The sequence below is a fragment of the Klebsiella scottii genome (assembly GCF_036561945.1).
GTDB classification, from domain to species: Bacteria; Pseudomonadota; Gammaproteobacteria; order Enterobacterales; family Enterobacteriaceae; genus Klebsiella; species Klebsiella scottii.
The window spans coordinates 779,580-797,871 of sequence record NZ_JARXNI010000020.1; the positions used below are offsets into that span (position 1 = coordinate 779,580).

An 18,292-nucleotide genomic window follows, 5' to 3' on the forward strand; every position below is an offset into this window, starting at 1 on the left:
GGCCCCTTACTCTTTTATCCGACGGCAGGTAAAACGCCGATCGCGATACAAAACTGAATCAACACGATAGCGATACCGCACAGCAGGACCAGCCATAGCGCCGGCGTGCCGCCGACAACCCGCCACGCCGCCTGCGGATGCTGCTGGCGGCTCTTCATCACCAGCAGCGCAGGCAGCATCAGCGCCAGTACGGCCAGGGCCACGCCGGCGTAGCCCAGCGCCATCACGAAACCCCGCGGATAGAACAGGGAGAAGGCCAGCGGCGGCACAAAGGTGATGACGCCGCTTTGCACGCGCCCGCCCGGCGTATTTTTACGCTGGAACAGGTCGGCCAGATAATCGAACAATCCCAACGCGACGCCGAGGAACGAAGTGGCCAGCGCCAGATCGGCAAACAGATGAACCGCCAGCTCGACGTGCGGTGAGGCGACGACTTCCCGGATGGCTTCCAGCAGGCCGTTCAGTCCCGCATGCTGTCCCAGCAGGACGGCAAAGGTCGGTGAGCTAATACTGCCCAGAGTCGCCAGCTGCCAGAAAATATAGGCAACCAGAGGGATAAAGCTGCCGATGATAAATACCCGCCGCACTTTACGAATATCGCCGTTGAGGTAGCTGACGATGCTCGGTACGCTGCCGTGAAAGCCAAAAGAGGTAAAGATAACCGGGATCGCCGACAGCGCCAGCCCCTGCTGAAGCGGTAAGGTCAGCAGGTTTATCTGATGAATATGCGGCATCAGCAGCGCCAGCATAATGGCGAGAAAAATAATTTTGGCGCTGAATAAAAAACGGTTGCACAGATCGACCAGAGAGGTCCCGAGGCAAACTACGGCACTGCCAATGGCGGTAAACAGCAGCACTCCGCCGGCCGGCGGAAGGTTCCACTGCAGCCACTGATTCAGGCTGGAGGCTAACAGCTCCCCCGCGCCGCTAATATAGGCGGCCGTCAGCGCGTACATCAGGAACAGCATGCAAAAACCGGTGACCCACTGCCCATAGCGTCCGAGATAGCGGGCGGCGAGAGAGCCTAGCCCCATATCGGCCGGGACGTGCTGGTAGACCTCCAGCAGCAGCAGTGCGGTATAGCACATCAATGCCCACAGGGCGATCAGCAGCCCGAGCGTGACGCCGAAACCGACGCCAGCGGATGCCAGAGGCATTGCCAGCATCCCTGCGCCAATAGTGGTCCCTGCCACGATTAAAATACTACCAAGAGTGCGGTTCTTCACGTTTCTCTCTATCCATGAAGGAATTAACAATAAAATATGTCGCGCAGAGTATGTGAAATTGGCAGGCTCGTCAAATGAGGGTTACAGTGCTTGTCAGGAAAAGTTTACATGCTGAAGACCGCTCTAATGCTGCGCTGGCGCAAAACTTTAGGCCGTAAGGTCGTTTAATCTGGGCACTTTACAGGAGGAGTTATGCAATCTATTCACGGTCATGAAGTTCTGCAGATGATGCTCGCTTCGGGCGAACCATACAGCGTTGCCAGTCTTGAAGCTGCGATAGTCGCCCGCTTTGGTAGCGACGCCCGTTTTCACACCTGTTCGGCGGAAAATCTGACCGCTGGGGAGCTGGTGATATTTCTACAAAAGAAAGGGAAGTTTATTGCCGCAGACGCCGGGTTTAATACCAGCGAAAGCAAAATTTGTCAGCATTAATCGGGCGACAATGCCGAAGCATCGTCGCCGACTTCATTATTTTTGCGTATCGAGCGTTGCCAGGTCTTTATCAATAAAGTACAGACCTTCGCCGCTTTTACCGGCGAGGGTAAGTTTATCAATAACGGATTTAAACAGTTTTTCTTCTTCGTGCTGCTCGGCAACATACCACTGCAGGAAATTAAAGGTCGGATAATCCTGAGCAGACATCGCGGCGTGGGCCAGAGCATTAATTTGCTGCGTGATCAGCTGCTCGTGTTCGTAGGTGACGCGGAACAGCTCATCCAGCGATGCGTACTCGGCGAACGGCGAGGCAATGGCGTTGATGCACGGCAGGCTGCCGGTGTCAGTCAGGTAGTCAAACAGGCGCTGCATATGGGTCATCTCTTCCTGAGCGTGACGACGGAGAAACGCCGCCGCCCCTTCGAAGCTATGATAGCTGCACCATGCGCTCATTTGCTGATAAAGCAAAGAGGAATAGAGTTCAAGGTTCATCTGCTCATTGAGCTTATCGATCATTTCTGTTTTCAGCATAGCGCGTGCTCCAAAATATAGGCATAAAGTTTATTGTGTGCTCACTATAATTTGTTATTTATTTATTTGCAAAAAGTAAATTAAAAAACTCATTTATTAAAAATGCAAATGGGAATAAAACGCATTGGCAATTTAATAATTAATGAGAATGGTTTTAATTGATATTTAATAAAATAGCGATGAGCGCGCGCCGGATAAATATGAGATGCCGGACGACTGACGACTGAGAGCTTCGCGCGGGTTTGCCGATTGGGGCCAGGCAGGAAAGCGGATGCGGGAAGGGCGGGTAGTGAAGCGTGAGGGCAAAAGTGTGAAGCGCTACGTAATTTATAAAACAACTTTTCATAAAATTTGAAAGTGTGTTTGTTAAGTAGTAATGTCATACCAACGTTAACGACCTAGCGCGGAAGTACCCGCAAAGCATTCAGGAGAGTAAAGCATGAAAATTGCACTGATGATGGAAAACAGCCAGGCAAACAAAAATGCCATCATCCTCAACGAGCTCAACGCCGTTGCCGACGAGAAAGGTTTCCCGGTTTACAACGTGGGTATGAGCGATGAGCACGATCATCACCTGACCTATATCCATCTGGGCATCATGGCCAGCATTCTGCTGAATTCAAAAGCGGTGGACTTCGTAGTCACCGGCTGCGGCACCGGGCAGGGCGCGCTGATGTCTTTGAATATCCACCCGGGCGTGGTGTGCGGCTACTGTATCGATCCTGCCGACGCTTTCCTGTTTGCCCAGATCAACAACGGCAATGCGCTCTCTCTGCCGTTTGCTAAAGGTTTCGGCTGGGGCGCAGAGCTGAACGTGCGCTTTATTTTCGAAAAAGCGTTCACCGGCCGTAACGGAGAAGGCTATCCGCCAGAGCGTAAAGAGCCGCAGGTACGTAATGCCGGTATCCTGAATACGGTGAAAGCGGCGGTGGTGAAAGAGAATTACCTGGATACGCTGCGCGCCATCGACCCGGAACTGGTTAAAACCGCCGTCTCTGGCCCGCGCTTCCAGCAGTGCTTCTTCGAGAATTGCCAGGATAAAGAGATCGAAGCGTTTATTCGCCAAATCGTCGGCTAATCACCAGCAGGGTCAGCCGCGGCTGGCCCTGCTTTCGCTTAGGTTTTTTTGTTCGACACGCTGCTTCCCGCATCCTCGGCCAGCTTCAGGCTATCCACCATTCCTACCAGACAAATCAACGCGATAAACACGAATGACAGGCGAAAGCTGATGCCGGGCAGGGTCGCTAAGGTTAGCCATTCGCTCAGCTTTTCCCCGATACGAATACCTATCGCGCCAAGAGTTATACCTAGGCCAACCGCCAGCTGCGACGCGGTGCTGAACAAGGTGTTGGCGTAGCTCATTTGCGTGGAGGGCACATCGGAAAAGGCCAGAGTGCTGATGCCGGTGAACTGAATTGAACGGAACACGCCGCCAAGAAACAGGATCAGCAGAATTAACCACGCCGGCGTTTGCGGGGTCAAAAATGCGCAGGCCAGCAGCGAAATAACGTTGAGCGCACCGTTAATCAACAGCAGACGGCGAAAGCCGAGCCAGCGGATAAGCGGCGTGGTGGCGGGCTTAATCGTGAAGTTGCCGACGAAGACGGCGAGCACCAGCAGCCCTGAGTGGAAAGGATCCATACCGAATCCGACCTGGAACAGCAGCGGCAGCAGGAAAGGTACGGCGCTGATGGAGGCGCGAAATAGCGAGCCGCCGTACATTGTGACCCGGAATGTGGGGACCTGCAGCGCATCGAGGCGCACCATCGGCCAGGCTGCGCGGCGGAAGTGGCGCAGCGAGAACAGCATGCAGCCGATCCCAAGCCCCAGCAGAGCCAGGGTTTTCCAGCCCTCGGGCCGGTTATCGCCAAGGATCTCCATCGCGCTGACCAGGCTGACCATCGCAACCGCTGTGGCCAGGAAGCCGGGAAGATCGAACGGCCGCCGCTCCTCCTCGCGGATATCGGGAATAATGCGCAGCGACAGCGCCATCGCCGCGAGACCCAGCGGGACGTTAATAAAGAAAATCCAGTGCCAGCTGGCGTAACTGGTAATAAAACCGCCCAGCGGCGGACCAACGATCGGCGCCACCAGCGCGGGCCAGGTCAGCGTCGCAATGGCCTTAATCAGCTGGTGTTTCGGGGTGGTACGCAGCACCGCCAGACGGCCGACCGGGACCATCAAAGCGCCGCCCATCCCCTGCAGGATACGCATGGCGACGAAGGTATCGACGTTGGTTGAAAGGCCGCAAAATACCGAGGCAAGGGTAAAAATCGCCAGCGCGAGGGTGAAGACCCTGCGCGCGCCGAAACGATCGGCTATCCAGCCGCTGGCCGGGATCAAAACCGCTAGCGTAATCAGGTAGGCGCTGATCCCGATATTGAGGTCCACCGCCGCCACGCCAAAATCTTTCGCCATGTCCGGTAGCGCGGTGGCGATCACCGTGCCGTCGAGAAACTCCATGAAAAAAGCCCCGGCAACCAGCAGCGCTGGCGCCGAGAACGCCCGGTCTTCCCGGGCGGAGATGTTTGTCGTCATTGTGTTGTTGCCATAGCCTGCAGAGATCGTGAGCAGGAGAGGGGGAACGCTCCGGCTCCGCTCGCTTTTTGTTAAATTTAAAATTCAGTCTGCAATTATTTTTGTGATTTAGCGCACATTTAAATTGATTTTTGTGATATTGGTCATATTATGGTCGCACAAACATTAACACCTGCATAACAAAACGGAGTGACTCCATGAAGCTGCGCAAGATCCTGAAAAACATTTTCGACACCTACTGCAAGACCTTCAAAGATGTGCCGCCGGCCGGCATGTTCTGATAAAAAAACCTGCTGCGGCAGGTTTTTTTATCTCAGCAGATTTAGGGTACTATTACGCTCCTGCAAAAAGGAGTAAAAAATGTCTCAACACCTTACCGAACAAGACGAACTGGTTTCCGACGTTGTTGCCTGTCAGCTGGTTATCAAACAGATCCTCGACGTCATTGACGTTATCGCCCCTGTAGAGGTGCGCGAAAAGATGGCGACTCAGCTTAAAGCTATTGATTTTTCTAGCCATCCTTCGTCATCCGACCCGGTTACGCTGCGCGCGGTGCAAAAGGCGATTGCGCTGATTGAGCTGAAGTTCACCCCGCAAAGCGAAGCGCACTAATTCGTTTTACCCCGCCGCCGGCCGCGGCGGGGCGTCATCAGGCCTGATGGGAGACGGCGGGACGGGCCGGGGTAGCCTCTTCGCCCTTAAACAGCTTGCTGTTACCCCAGCACTCTTCATAGCGATGGCCGACTAAATCCTCAACGATAACGCGTACCTCCGGCGCGATATCGGCGATTTTGCCTCCTGCTTTAATCCGCGCGACCTCCTGTAAGACAACCATATGGGCTTTGCGATCCAGCTTCATCTGTTTGCTGAACACGATCGCTGCCAGAGCCAGCAGCACCACTCCGGTACAGAACACCACGGCAATTGCCGTTACCGCGCTTTCCGGCTGGGTGTGCGCCTTCGACTGGAATCCGTAGAAGCTGAGAATAGCCCCCATGGTGAAGACGATGACGGAGCGTAATATTTTCCCGGAGAAGGTCATCGCGCCGGCATAAATTCCCTCGCGACGGCGGCCGGTGTAGATCTCATCCACATCGGCAAGGAAGGTGTAAACGGTCCACGGGATGTAATACACGCCGCCGGTGCCAAGGCCAAACAGGACGGTGATCCCGAACATCAGAACGGTGGCGAGGTGCGCCGGAAGATGGAAGAACCACAGCGAGGTGTACAGCAGTACCGAGAAAATGACGACGCTCAGCGCGAGGATATAGGGCTTGCTGAAGCCTTTTTTCACGCACAGGCCGATGAACAGCGCGGTAGAGACGAGCTGCAGAATTGAGTTCAGGCTGTTTAGCCCGGCGACCATCGCCGGATCGTGCTGCAGAACGAAGATCACAAAATAGGTAAAGATAGAGGCGAACAGCCATTCTGCGCCAAAACCACACAGATACATGCCGAGATGCTTGCGGAAGACGCGTAAATAAAAAGTCGAACGCATATCTTTTGCCAGCAGCAGCAGCGTATTAAGCAGCCCTTTCTTCTCGCTGACGCTGCTTCCTTCTTCACGCGGACGCTCCCAGCTGCAGTACCACAGGCAGGAGATAGCGGTGACAAGGATGATCCCATAGGTCAGCCCGGTCAGGAAGAACGGAGTAGCGGAATCCTTGCCGTATAGCAGGATGAACTGCCCCGGAATAAAGGCCGCGAGGAAGTTCGCCAGCTTGCCAAAAATGGCTTTATAACCGGTTAGCTTAGAGCGTAATGAGAAATCGTCGGTCATTTCGGTGGCCAACGTTTCGTAGGGCACCATGATTGAGGTATAAATAATTTCGAAGATGACGTAAGTGCTGAGGTAGTACCAAAAGCCGAGGCCCTCGACCCACAGCAGAGGGTAAAACATCATCAGCGGAATGCCGATGAGCAAAAAGAAGCGCCGCCGCCCAAAGCGTTTGCCGAGCCGCGTTTTACCGAAGTTATCGGTCAGGTAGCCCATTAACGGGTTACTGATGGCGTCGATAATGCTGGCGATCGAGAAAATTAACGAGGCCTCGATCAGCGTCAGCCCGCAAAACGTTGTATAAAAATAAAGTAACCATGCGCCGCTGATTGCCAGCGCGCCGCTCCCCAGTAAGTTGCCGCCGCCGTAGGCGAGCTGATGGCGTAACAAAATCGGTCTTCCCTGCAGCCCTTGCGAGGCTGAAGCCGCGTATCTTGCCATTAATATAAACCTCTTGTTTTAAATTTTTGAAACGATGTTTTTATATTCTTAACTCATGGCGTAAAAAGTGATCCCGGTCACTAATCATCAGTAAGGTGATTTACCTGCGCAGTAATGCGATCGGGTTAAAAGTTTTTAATACTTTTCAGGAATAACAAATGGCGCTGGAGCGCCAAAAAGTCAGGGTAGCGGGACGAGAGGGTCATGCCGGGGAGCTCTGAAGCGATGCTGAACAGAGGGCGACTGCGCCCTGAAATAGGGTTGGCGATGACGGGACGCAGCGGGACGGGGATTATCAGGCACCTTTCATTCACCGCTCGAACGGTGCCTACAACGGTGCGTTGCAGCGGTTGCTTCCGGCTTTATCCCGTCTGAAGGAACCGCTGATGCGGCGTGCGCCGGAGCGGAATTAATGGCGCTGCTGAGCAACCAGATCCATCAGGCGGCGGTCGGTTTGCTGCAGACAGATGCCGGCCTTATCGGCGTTACGCACTTCGTCGAGGACGGTTTTCAGGAGAATGCCGTCCTGCTGCTGCTCTTTCTCTAACAGGGTTAAAAAGCGCCAGGTGGAATCATCGCTTTGCGCTTTGGCTTCTTCTGCCAGCCCGGCGAGCAGGCTGCTGCGCTGTTCATAGTCGGCAAGGGTTTGGGTAAACAGATCCTCGAGGGAGCTGCACTCCTGGTGGTAGGTCCCTTCGGCTTTCACGATAGGCCACTCACCGCCCTTTTTCATGAAATCGAATACCCGCATCATCAGCGTGACGCTGGACTGCGCCTGCGAGCGGAGAAACGTCGCGGTGCCGTTCAGGCGCCGCTGCGCGCACCATTCGCTCAGATGCAGATACGAGTTCGACGCGCGGAACTCAAGATTCATCTGGTTATTCAGCTTTTGAGCCATTTCTGCAATTACCATAAAATATCCTTATTAATCTGGAAGGGGGCCTTCGCGGGTTAAGGGCTTGCGCCTACAAACAGCTTCAATACGAGACCTTTACGCAAAATTTACTGGCGGAATAATATAATTCCACGCTCTCCATTGGTGGCCGGAAATGATATTGCTGATGACCACAAATATAGAATACTCTCAGAATTTACTTAAGAAAACTCTTAACCAGAGGGATTTACCTTTAGTTACACCATCCTGTGGTGGCAGGCCGTTTCTCAACGTTTTCTCTACGAGAGTAAATTTACAATATTTTGATTTTATTAATTTTTTATTGTTTTTCTTACCGGGCTTATCAAACTGCTCATTCGTATTACGTAGATATATGATGTTTACATGAGTATTGCTTAGTGCAAATAAAAGCGCCGGATGTTTAAACCCGGCATTTAATTTAATGATGCGGCTGGCTAACATTGCGCTGGATCATTTTTTAATTTTTATTGCTGAATATTCTCCGTAATAATATTTCAAGACGATGAAGCTTTTATCAATAAAGCGTGATGTCATCTTTGCCGCCTGAAATCGTCGGGAGGGCGGGAGCGGGGGATTGAAAAAAGATTCCGCCGATTGCGGGCCCGCATGTTGCCCGCGTTTCGCTGAGGCGTGCCACAGGGATAACTCTGCTGGTGATATGGATAATACTGCTGATACTTGCTCTAATTGTCTGACAATTAGCGCTTTTTTTATGTCATTTTTCGCTGAATTTATGCACTCAATTACTGTAATTCCGTGGTGTGATAATGCTCTCGTATGGAGAATTGATTTCCAGCTATTACTATTTCAACAACGACATCGTTGGATGAGTTTTTTCTAATGCCTTGTTTTAAGCCTGATAAAAATTTTAGATCCGATATTTCCCTACATAAAAGCGAATTTAAGCTGGAGTTTACCATGCACAAATTTACTAAAGCGCTGGCGGCGATTGGTCTCGCTGCGGTTATGTCACAATCAGCTATGGCGGAAACGCTTAAGCTCGGTTTTCTGGTCAAGCAACCGGAAGAGCCGTGGTTTCAAACTGAATGGAAATTCGCCGATAAGGCCGGCAAAGATTTAGGTTTTGAGGTCATTAAAATCGCGGTCCCGGACGGCGAAAAAACGCTCAACGCTATCGACAGCCTGGCCGCCAGCGGTGCGAAAGGGTTTGTCATTTGTACCCCGGATCCGAAGCTCGGGGCGGCGATTGTCGCCAAAGCTCGCGGCTATGACATGAAAGTGATCACCGTCGACGATCAGTTCGTTAATGCCAAAGGTAAACCGATGGAGAGCGTTCCGCTGGTGATGATGGCCGCCAGCGAGATCGGCGCTCGGCAGGGCCAGGAGCTGTATAAAGAGATGCAAAAACGCGGCTGGGAGGTGAAGGATACCGGGGTGATGGCGATTACCGCCGATGAGCTCGATACCGCGCGTCGCCGCACGACCGGTTCGCTGGATGCGCTGAAAGCCGCCGGCTTCCCGGATAAACAGATCTACCGCGTGCCGACGAAATCCAACGATATTCCCGGCGCCTTCGATGCCGGCAACTCGATGCTGGTCCAGCACCCGCAGGTAAAACACTGGCTGATCGTCGGTATGAACGATAACACCGTCCTGGGCGGCGTTCGCGCCACCGAAGGGCAGGGCTTCAAGGCTCCGGACGTGATTGGTATCGGTATTAACGGCGTTGATGCGGTCAACGAGCTCTCCAAGGCGCAGGCCACCGGCTTCTACGGCTCTCTGCTGCCTAGCCCGGATATCCACGGCTACAAAACCAGCGAGATGCTCTACAACTGGGTAACGAAGGGCGCCGAACCGCCGAAATTCACCGCGGTGACCGATGTCGTCCTGATTACTCGCGATAACTTCAAAGAAGAGCTGGCGAAAAAAGGGCTGTAAGGCCTGCTAACCATGCCTCCCGCAGCTGCGGGAGGCTGAGCGCAGTAAAGCGGAGTCGTTATGCAACAGTCTACCCCTTATCTCTCATTTCGCGGCATCACCATGACTTTCCCGGGCGTTAAAGCGCTGTCCGATATTAGCTTTGACTGCTATGCCGGCCAGGTTCACGCCCTGATGGGAGAAAACGGCGCCGGAAAATCCACGCTGCTGAAGATCCTCAGCGGCAACTATATACCGACCGCGGGCAGTCTGCATATCCGCGGCCAGCAGCTGGCGTTTAGCAACGCCACCGAGGCGCTTAACGCCGGGATCGCCATTATTTACCAGGAGCTGCACCTGGTACCGGAAATGACCGTCGCGGAAAATATCTACCTCGGCCAGCTTCCGCATAAATACGGCATGGTGGACCGCAAGCTTCTTAACTACGAAGCGCGGCTGCAGCTGGAACATCTGGGTCTGGATATCGACCCGCAGACGCCGTTGAAGTATCTCTCTATTGGTCAATGGCAAATGGTGGAGATCGCCAAGGCGCTGACGCGCAACGCCAAAGTTATCGCCTTTGATGAACCGACCAGCTCCCTTTCCGCCCGTGAAATTGACAACCTGTTTCGGGTCATTCGCGAGCTGCGTCAGGAAGGGCGGGTCATTATTTACGTCTCGCACCGCATGGCGGAGATCTTTGCGCTAAGCGACGCGATCACCGTCTTCAAGGATGGCCGCTATGTGCGCACCTTCGACGATATGCAAACGGTGAGCCACGACGCGCTGGTACAGGCGATGGTGGGGCGCGATTTGGGCGATATCTACGGCTGGAAGCCGCGCGAGTACGGCAATGAGCGCTTGCGTCTGGAGCAGGTAAAAGCGCCGGGCGTGAGAACGCCGGTTAGCCTGGCGGTGCGCAGCGGAGAAATCGTCGGCCTCTTTGGCCTGGTGGGTGCCGGACGCAGCGAGCTGCTGAAAGGGCTGTTTGGCGGCACCCGGATCGCCGGCGGTCAGGTGTACATCGACGGGGAAGCCATCGATATTCGTAAACCGGCGCAGGCCATTCAGGCCGGGATGATGCTGTGTCCGGAGGATCGTAAAGCCGAAGGCATTATTCCGGTGCATTCGGTGCGCGACAATATCAACATCAGCGCCCGACGTAAGCATATTCACGCCGGTTGCCTGATTAACAACGGCTGGGAGGCGCAGAACGCCGACCGACATATTCAGTCCCTTAATATTAAAACGCCGGGACCTGAACAGCTGATTATGAACCTCTCCGGCGGTAATCAGCAAAAGGCGATTTTGGGGCGCTGGCTCTCCGAGGAGATGAAGGTGATCCTGCTCGACGAGCCGACCCGCGGTATCGACGTCGGCGCCAGGCATGAAATCTACAACGTCATCTATGCGCTGGCGGCATCCGGCGTGGCCGTGGTCTTTGCCTCCAGCGATTTACCCGAAGTGCTTGGCGTTGCGGATCGCATCGTCGTGATGCGCGAAGGGGAAGTGGCGGGTGAGCTGCTGCATGAAGATGCGAATGAACAGCAGGCGTTAAGCCTTGCGATGCCAAAAGTGAGCCAGGCGGTCGCCTGAGTAAAGGAGCCTATGATGTCCTCTGTTACCACCTCAAATACCCGTCGATCCGCCTTCAGCTTTGCCCGTATCTGGGATCAGTTTGGGATGCTGGTCGTCTTTGCCGTGCTGTTTATCGGCTGCGTGATTTTTGTGCCGAACTTTGCCTCTTTCATCAATATGAAAGGACTCGGGCTGGCGATTTCGATGTCCGGAATGGTAGCCTGCGGGATGCTGTTTTGCCTGGCATCCGGTGATTTTGATCTTTCGGTCGCGTCGGTTATCGCCTGTGCGGGCGTGACGACCGCCGTGGTCATCAACCTCACCGAAAGCATGTGGATTGGCATTGCCGCCGGCCTGCTGCTGGGGGCGTTAAGCGGCCTGGTCAACGGTTTTGTTATCGCCAGGCTGAAAATCAACGCCCTGATCACCACCCTGGCGACGATGCAGATTGTTCGCGGGCTGGCCTATATTATCTCCGATGGCAAAGCGGTGGGCATTGAAGATGAGCGCTTCTTCACCCTCGGCTACGCCAACTGGTTCGGCCTGCCGGCGCCGATTTGGCTGACCGTGGGCTGCCTGATAATCTTCGGCCTGCTGTTGAATAAAACCACCTTTGGCCGTAATACCCTGGCAATCGGCGGCAACGAGGAGGCGGCGCGTCTGGCCGGGGTGCCGGTAGTGCGTACCAGGATTATTATCTTCGTTATCTCCGGCCTGGTTTCTGCCGCGGCGGGGATTATTCTGGCATCGCGAATGACCAGCGGCCAGCCGATGACCTCGATTGGCTATGAGCTGATTGTGATCTCCGCCTGCGTGCTGGGCGGCGTGTCGCTAAAAGGGGGGATCGGTAAGATTTCGTACGTGATCGCCGGGATACTGATCCTCGGCACCGTCGAGAATGCGATGAACCTGCTCAATATCTCTCCCTTCTCGCAGTACGTGGTGCGCGGCGTGATCCTGCTGGCGGCGGTTATCTTCGATCGCTACAAGCAGAAGGCAAAGCGTAGCGTGTAAATACTCCAACCTTTCAGTTTAATCCTGGAATATCACCAGCGCCCGCTGCGCTGGTGATAACTATCAAAAATGGCGAGCTCCGTCACACTGTCTATACTTACATGGCTAACAATTCGTTAACAGCCAGCGAAACGCTGGTCATGAAAGGAGGAGTTCAGGGTGGCTGACCAGATATCTGTACCGCCTGTACCAACCGGAAATTGCGCATTTTTCTTTGACCTTGACGGTACTCTTGCCGATATCAAACCTCATCCCGATCAGGTTGTTATCCCGGTTAACGCGCTTCAGGCGCTGCGGCAGCTCGCGCAGCAGCACAGTGGGGCGGTGGCATTGATTTCAGGGCGCTCAATGGTTGAGCTCGATGAGCTGACCCGTCCTCACCGGCTGCCGCTGGCCGGCGTCCACGGAGCTGAGCGCCGTGATATCAATGGGAATACGCATATCGTTTCCCTGCCGGATGCGCTACAGAAGGAGCTTCATGCGCGCCTGGCGCTGGCGCTTGAGGCGCTGCCGGGCTGTGAGCTTGAGCATAAGGGGATGGCTTTTGCGCTGCACTATCGTCAGGCGCCGCAGCACCAAAGCGCGGTGCTGGCGCTGGCCCAGGAGGTGGTGAAGAGCTATCCGCTGCTGGCGCTACAGTTAGGCAAGTGCGTGGTCGAGATAAAACCGCGCGGAGTGAACAAGGGCGAGGCGATTGCCGCCTTTATGCAGGAGGCGCCGTTCGAGGGGCGCAGGCCGGTATTCGTCGGTGACGACTTAACCGATGAAGCGGGTTTTGGCATCGTTAACCAGCTGGACGGCGTTTCGGTAAAAGTCGGCGGCGGCGAGACGCAGGCGCGCTGGCGCTTGCCGGACGTCGCGGCGGTGCACCTTTGGCTAAATAATATTGCGAATAATGGACAGCAACCAGACGCGCTAACCGACAGGAGAGATGGCTATGAGTCGCTTAGTCGTAGTATCTAATCGTATTGCCCCACCGGATGATAAAAAGGCCAGCGCCGGCGGCCTGGCGGTGGGGATTATGGGGGCCTTAAAAGCGGCCGGTGGGCTGTGGTTCGGCTGGAGCGGGGAAATTGGCGACGATCGTCAGCCGTTGAAAAAGGTGACTCAGGGAAATATTACCTGGGCCTCCTTTAACCTTAGCGAGCAGGATCATGATGAGTACTACAACCGCTTTTCCAACGCGGTGCTGTGGCCCGCGTTTCACTATCGCCTCGATCTGGTCGATTTTCAGCGCGACGCCTGGGAGGGCTACCAGCGCGTCAACGCGACGCTGGCGGACAAACTGCTGCCGCTGATTGAGCCTGACGATATTGTGTGGATCCACGATTATCATCTGCTGCCGCTGGCGCACGAGCTGCGCCAGCGCGGGGTCAATAATCGGGTCGGCTTTTTCTTACATATTCCCTTCCCGACGCCGGAAATATTTAACGCGCTGCCGCCGCATGCCGAGCTGCTTGAGCAGCTCTGCGACTACGATCTGCTGGGCTTTCAGACCGAGAGCGACCGGCAGGCATTTCTTGACTGCATCGCGGTGCAGACCCGCCTGACCACCCGCAGCGGAAAAGCTCATCTCGCATGGGGCAAGCCGTTCCGCACCGCGGTCTACCCGATTGGTATCGATCCTGATGAGATCGCGCGTAGCGCCAAAGGGCCGCTGCCGCCGAAGCTGGCGCAGCTCAAAAGCGAACTCAAGAGCGTGCAGAATATCTTTTCCGTAGAGCGGCTGGACTACTCGAAAGGGCTGCCGGAGCGCTTCCTGGCCTATGAGGCATTGCTGGAGAAATATCCGCAGCATCACGGCAAGATTCGCTATACCCAGATTGCCCCGACCTCACGCGGCGATGTTCAGGCCTATCAGGATATCCGCCACCAGCTGGAGACCGCCGCCGGGCGCATTAACGGCCAGTATGGTCAGCTGGGCTGGACGCCGCTCTACTACCTGAATCAGCATTTTGAACGCAAGCTGCTGATGAAAATTTTCCGCTATTCTGACGTCGGGCTGGTGACGCCGCTGCGCGACGGGATGAATCTGGTGGCGAAGGAGTTTGTTGCCGCCCAGGACCCGCAGAACCCCGGCGTTCTGGTGCTGTCGCAGTTTGCCGGAGCGGCAAACGAACTGCCGACGGCGTTAATCGTCAACCCCTACGATCGCGATGAGGTCGCCGCGGCGCTGGACAGCGCGCTCACCATGCCGCTGGCCGAACGTATTGCGCGCCACTCGGCGATGCTGGCGGTGGTTAAGGATAATGACATTCACCGCTGGCAGGAGCGGTTTATTGCCGACCTGAAGCAGATAGAACCGAGAAATGAGGAGAGTCACCTGCAGCATAAGGTGGCAACCTTCCCCAAACTGGCTTAGCTCGGTCGTAAGGCTGGCGCTTCTGCGCTAGCCTTTTTCCAGCGAGATCAGCAGCACGTCAACGCCGCTGCTGCCGACGATATTTTTTGCCGAGCAGGTCGCGCGGGAAAACAGGCTGTGATTGTGGTTGCCGCAAATCACCAGATCCACCCTATGCTGCTGGCAAAAATCTTTCACGTGATGGCCGAGTTCGCCGCTGGCGATGACGATTTTATCAATCGGATACCCGGCATCCTGGGCCAGACCGTTGAGAAAGCCGCGGGTCTCTTCATGCATCAGATCCCGCAGGTTCTCTAACATTGGCGCCGCAAACTGGTTATACATTTCCGGGTCTGTTGCCAGCGTTATCAGGCTAATTTTAGCGTCAAGCGGACGCGCGATAGAGACCGCCTTGCTGATAAGCGTACGGCTTTCCGGCGTTGGGGCAACGGCTACGAGCAGATGTGAGTAGGGCATCAAGCCTCCTTGAGATACGCAAAATAACCCTTCTTCTTTTCTTTACTCCGATTTCCCTGTTCCCGCAAGGGCTATTGTCTGCTGCAAAGTACGCGCTTGCCGAGGGCGCGCAATCGCGATTTTGACAACCCAGCCACAAAATTGGTCTCTGGTTTTGCTATAAAAGAAATGCTGTTTTATAAATCGGTGATGCGCGTTCACTCTCTCTTTGCGTTTTTGCCATTGCCGGGCGAGGGCTGGCAAAAATGAAAAGGTAAGCCCGTTTCCATACTTTTACTGTAGCCGGGTACCAACTCCCTTTTGGCCTGGCCAGAAAGATTGTCGGAGTTCTCTAAAAAAAACGACACAGGATTTACGGCGATGAAAACACGTAAAATCGGTTTGGCTAATTATCTTGCCTATGGATCGGGCGATTTTCTCGGCGCGGGAACCACGGCGCTCACCGCGGCATGGCTGCTCTATTTTTACACCACCTTTTGCGGCTTATCGCCGATTCAGGCAACGCTTATCTTTGCCACCGCCAGAGTGCTGGATGCGGTCATTAGCCCGCTGATGGGGTTCCTGACCGATAACTTTGGCTCCACCCGGCTCGGCAAACGCTTCGGCAGACGAAAGTTCTTTATCCTGCTGGGGATCCCCTGCGTATTCAGCTACTCAATGATGTGGGTGGGCGATATGGGGTTCTGGTACTACCTGCTGACCTATCTGCTGTTTGATATTGTCTACACCATGATTCTGGTGCCGTACGAAACCCTGGTTCCGGAAATGACCGATGATTTTAAACAGAAAACAAAATTCTCCGGCGCGCGCATTTCGATGGCGCAAATGTCGGCAATTCTGGCCTCGTTCCTGCCGGGAGTGCTGCTTAGCCACTTTGGCAAGGACAATGCCGTCTCCTTCTTTTACGCAAGCCTGGTGTTTTCGATCCTGTGCGCAGTGATGCTGACGTTTGTCTGGTTCTTTACCTGGGAGCGCTCTCGCGAAGAGTGGTCGGAGACGGCGCTGCGGGCCGAGGGGGAGAAGCGTAATCTCTCGCTGGCGCAGAGCCTCAATCGTCTGTTTATCGAGCTCACCTCGACGCTGCGCATTAAGATCTTCCGCCAGCATTTGGGCATGTATCTTGGCGGCTATATTGCTCAGGACGTGTTTAACGCCGTCTTCACCTACTACGTGGTCTTCGTGCTGATGCAGGAAGCCGCGGTGGCATCCAACCTGCTCGGCACTATGGCCATCTTCCAGTTTATTGCGGTCATTGCCATGATCCCGCTGTGCATTCGCTTTGGGCCGGCGCCGTCCTATCGGATGGTGGTGGTTCTGTTCGGCCTCGGCTCGCTCTCATATGCGATGCTTTATTATGCCGGGCTGAGCGACGTTTATTCGCTGCTGCTGCTGATTTCCGCCATTGCCGGCCTCGGTCGCGGCGGGATCAACTATGTTCCGTGGAACACCTACACCTATATTGCCGACGTCGACGAGGTGATTACCGGCCAGCGTCGGGAGGGCATTTTCGCCGGCATTATGACGCTGACCCGCAAGGCGTCTCAGGCGGGGGCGGTGATGCTGGTGGGCATCATCATGCAGCTATCCGGCTTTGTCTCCGGGCAGAAAACGCAGCCCTATGAGGTTAGCCACACCATCCTGTTAATTCTCAGCGTGGGCACGCTGCTGGTGCTGGCCTGCGGTTTCCTCGTCTCCCTGCGCTTTAAGCTCAACCTCGAAACCCACGGCGTGCTGCACGCCGAAACGCGCAAGATGCGCGAATCGGGCCGGGTGCAGCCAGAGCTGACCCGCGCCGAGGATCGTGCGGTGGTGGAGATGCTGGCCGGTATGCCTTACTCATGCCTGTGGGGAAATAACAACATTGGCTATTTGAATCGTAATAAACCTGCCGCGCCGTCCCTGAAGCAGGGTGCTGAAATGAATTCGACATTCAACAGAGGTTAATAATATGAAGGTTTGGCCTGTCAAACATAGTCCCTTACTGCGTCAGCCGGAGCACTTTATTGCGCGCAACGAGCTGCAGGCGCTTATTCAAAAAGTGACCGACAATCTGGTCAATATTAAGGATGAAACGGGCGCGTTTCTGCTACGGCTGGACGATGGGAGGGTCATTGATACCAAAGGGTGGGCCGGCTGGGAGTGGACCCACGGCGTCGGTTTATACGGGATCTACCAGTACTACCAGCAGACCGGAGATATCGCGATGCGCGATATTATCGATAGCTGGTTTGCGGATCGCTTCGCTGAAGGCGCGACCAGCAAAAACGTCAACACCATGGCGCCATTCCTGACCCTGGCCTGGCGCTATGAGGAGACCGGCAGGCAGGAGTACCTGCCGTGGCTCGACAGCTGGGCCGAGTGGGCGATGAACGAGATGCCGCGTACCGATCATGGCGGGATGCAGCACATTACCCTGGCGGAGGAGAATCATCAGCAGATGTGGGATGACACGCTGATGATGACCGTGCTTCCGCTGGCGAAGATCGGTAAATTGCTCAACCGACCGCAGTATGTGGAAGAGGCGGTGTACCAGTTTTTACTCCACGTGCAGAACCTGATGGACCGGGAAAGCGGGCTGTGGTTCCACGGCTGGAGCTATGAAGGGCGGCATAATTTCGCCCGGGCCCGCTGGGCGCGCGGCAACAGCTGGCTGACGATGGTGATCCCGGACTTTCTCGAGCTGGTGGACCTCCCCGAGCACAGCGCGGTGCGGCGCTATCTGCTTCAGGTACTGAATACGCAAATTGCGGCGCTGGCACAATGTCAGGACGAGAGCGGTCTGTGGCATACGCTGCTGGACGACCCGGACTCGTATCTTGAAGCGTCGGCAACCGCCGGTTTTGCCTACGGAATTCTGAAGGCGGTACGTAAACGCTACGTGAGCCGGGAGTATGCGAGCGTCGCGGAGAAGGCCATGCGCGGGATTGTGCAAAATATCTCTCCACAGGGGGAGCTGCTGCAAACCTCATTCGGCACCGGAATGGGCTCGAATCTCGATTTCTATCGCCAGATCCCGCTCACCTCGATGCCGTACGGGCAGGCGATGGCGATCCTGTGCATGACGGAATATCTGCGCCGGTATTTCTGACGGCGAACTTTACCGGCTCTGCGCCGCGCGGCCGGAGGAGGGCGCAAAAAAA

General features: G+C 55.1%; 18 protein-coding genes. 11 read left to right on the forward strand and 7 right to left on the reverse strand.

The features are described 5' to 3' along the window. Nucleotides 1-14 precede the first annotated feature (14 nt). Nucleotides 15-1,226 (reverse strand): tyrosine transporter TyrP, encoded by a 1,212-nt coding sequence (gene tyrP / locus QFI97_RS11275; protein ID WP_346431171.1) that lies wholly within the window; start codon nt 1,224-1,226, stop codon nt 15-17. Between the two features lie 192 nt (nt 1,227-1,418). On the opposite strand from tyrP, the gene QFI97_RS11280 reads away from it, so the two are divergent. After that, nucleotides 1,419-1,658, forward strand: coding sequence for a YecH family metal-binding protein (locus tag QFI97_RS11280; protein WP_095101620.1), 240 nt, complete (start codon nt 1,419-1,421; stop codon nt 1,656-1,658). A gap of 36 nt (nt 1,659-1,694) precedes the next feature. On the opposite strand, the gene ftnA is transcribed toward QFI97_RS11280, so the two are convergent. After that, entirely contained in the window at nt 1,695-2,192 is a 498-nt protein-coding gene (ftnA, locus tag QFI97_RS11285) for a non-heme ferritin (RefSeq protein WP_045859271.1), read from the reverse strand. Nucleotides 2,193-2,631: 439 nt separating this feature from the next. On the opposite strand from ftnA, the gene QFI97_RS11290 reads away from it, so the two are divergent. Beyond that, complete coding sequence (locus tag QFI97_RS11290; RefSeq protein WP_095101622.1) at nt 2,632-3,270, forward strand: RpiB/LacA/LacB family sugar-phosphate isomerase; 639 nt, start codon at nt 2,632-2,634, stop codon at nt 3,268-3,270. 38 nt (nt 3,271-3,308) lie between these two features. On the opposite strand, the gene QFI97_RS11295 is transcribed toward QFI97_RS11290, so the two are convergent. Next, a complete protein-coding gene (locus QFI97_RS11295; protein WP_095101624.1) occupies nt 3,309-4,730 on the reverse strand; it encodes an MFS transporter in 1,422 nt (473 codons plus the stop codon). Between the two features lie 197 nt (nt 4,731-4,927). On the opposite strand from QFI97_RS11295, the gene azuC reads away from it, so the two are divergent. Beyond that, nucleotides 4,928-5,011, forward strand: a complete 84-nt coding sequence (gene azuC, locus QFI97_RS23445) for a stress response protein AzuC (protein ID WP_095101626.1) — start codon at nt 4,928-4,930, stop codon at nt 5,009-5,011. Between the two features lie 79 nt (nt 5,012-5,090). Beyond that, nucleotides 5,091-5,342, forward strand: coding sequence for a DUF2766 family protein (locus QFI97_RS11300; RefSeq protein ID WP_095101628.1), 252 nt, complete (start codon nt 5,091-5,093; stop codon nt 5,340-5,342). Nucleotides 5,343-5,379: 37 nt separating this feature from the next. Here QFI97_RS11300 and QFI97_RS11305 read toward each other — a convergent pair whose 3' ends face one another. The 3 genes from QFI97_RS11305 to QFI97_RS11315 all read right to left on the reverse strand — a co-directional run bounded on the left by QFI97_RS11305 (nt 5,380) and on the right by QFI97_RS11315 (nt 8,305). Continuing rightward, entirely contained in the window at nt 5,380-6,948 is a 1,569-nt protein-coding gene (locus QFI97_RS11305) for an MFS transporter (RefSeq protein ID WP_487333630.1), read from the reverse strand. A gap of 409 nt (nt 6,949-7,357) precedes the next feature. After that, nucleotides 7,358-7,861, reverse strand: coding sequence for a non-heme ferritin-like protein (locus tag QFI97_RS11310; RefSeq protein WP_346431172.1), 504 nt, complete (start codon nt 7,859-7,861; stop codon nt 7,358-7,360). Between the two features lie 171 nt (nt 7,862-8,032). After that, a complete protein-coding gene (locus tag QFI97_RS11315) occupies nt 8,033-8,305 on the reverse strand; it encodes a hypothetical protein (protein ID WP_346431173.1) in 273 nt (90 codons plus the stop codon). A 477-nt stretch (nt 8,306-8,782) separates the two neighbouring features. Between QFI97_RS11315 and QFI97_RS11320 the strand changes: the two genes are divergently transcribed. The 5 genes from QFI97_RS11320 to otsA all read left to right on the forward strand — a co-directional run bounded on the left by QFI97_RS11320 (nt 8,783) and on the right by otsA (nt 14,696). Next, the gene (locus QFI97_RS11320; protein WP_095101634.1) at nt 8,783-9,763 is read left to right on the forward strand and encodes an arabinose ABC transporter substrate-binding protein; all 981 of its coding nucleotides are present in this window, start codon (nt 8,783-8,785) and stop codon (nt 9,761-9,763) included. A gap of 60 nt (nt 9,764-9,823) precedes the next feature. Further along, complete coding sequence (gene araG, locus QFI97_RS11325; protein ID WP_095101636.1) at nt 9,824-11,338, forward strand: L-arabinose ABC transporter ATP-binding protein AraG; 1,515 nt, start codon at nt 9,824-9,826, stop codon at nt 11,336-11,338. 15 nt (nt 11,339-11,353) lie between these two features. Further along, on the forward strand, nt 11,354-12,334 hold the full coding sequence (araH, locus tag QFI97_RS11330; protein ID WP_095101638.1) for an L-arabinose ABC transporter permease AraH: 981 nt from the start codon (nt 11,354-11,356) through the stop codon (nt 12,332-12,334). A 159-nt stretch (nt 12,335-12,493) separates the two neighbouring features. Further along, entirely contained in the window at nt 12,494-13,297 is an 804-nt protein-coding gene (gene otsB / locus QFI97_RS11335; RefSeq protein ID WP_346431174.1) for a trehalose-phosphatase, read from the forward strand. After that, nucleotides 13,272-14,696, forward strand: a complete 1,425-nt coding sequence (otsA, locus tag QFI97_RS11340) for an alpha,alpha-trehalose-phosphate synthase (RefSeq protein WP_095101642.1) — start codon at nt 13,272-13,274, stop codon at nt 14,694-14,696. Before otsB ends, otsA begins: the two co-directional genes overlap by 26 nt. Nucleotides 14,697-14,723: 27 nt before the next feature. Here the strand turns inward: otsA and uspC are convergent, their stop codons facing one another. Then, nucleotides 14,724-15,152, reverse strand: coding sequence for a universal stress protein UspC (uspC, locus tag QFI97_RS11345; RefSeq protein WP_331834437.1), 429 nt, complete (start codon nt 15,150-15,152; stop codon nt 14,724-14,726). Nucleotides 15,153-15,512: 360 nt separating this feature from the next. On the opposite strand from uspC, the gene QFI97_RS11350 reads away from it, so the two are divergent. Further along, on the forward strand, nt 15,513-17,096 hold the full coding sequence (locus QFI97_RS11350) for an MFS transporter (protein ID WP_346431175.1): 1,584 nt from the start codon (nt 15,513-15,515) through the stop codon (nt 17,094-17,096). A 4-nt stretch (nt 17,097-17,100) separates the two neighbouring features. Next, nucleotides 17,101-18,240 carry a beta-galactosidase BglB gene (bglB, locus tag QFI97_RS11355; protein WP_331834435.1) on the forward strand — a complete coding sequence of 380 codons (1,140 nt, stop codon included), beginning with the start codon at nt 17,101-17,103 and terminating at the stop codon, nt 18,238-18,240. The last annotated feature ends 52 nt before the right edge of the window (nt 18,241-18,292 follow it).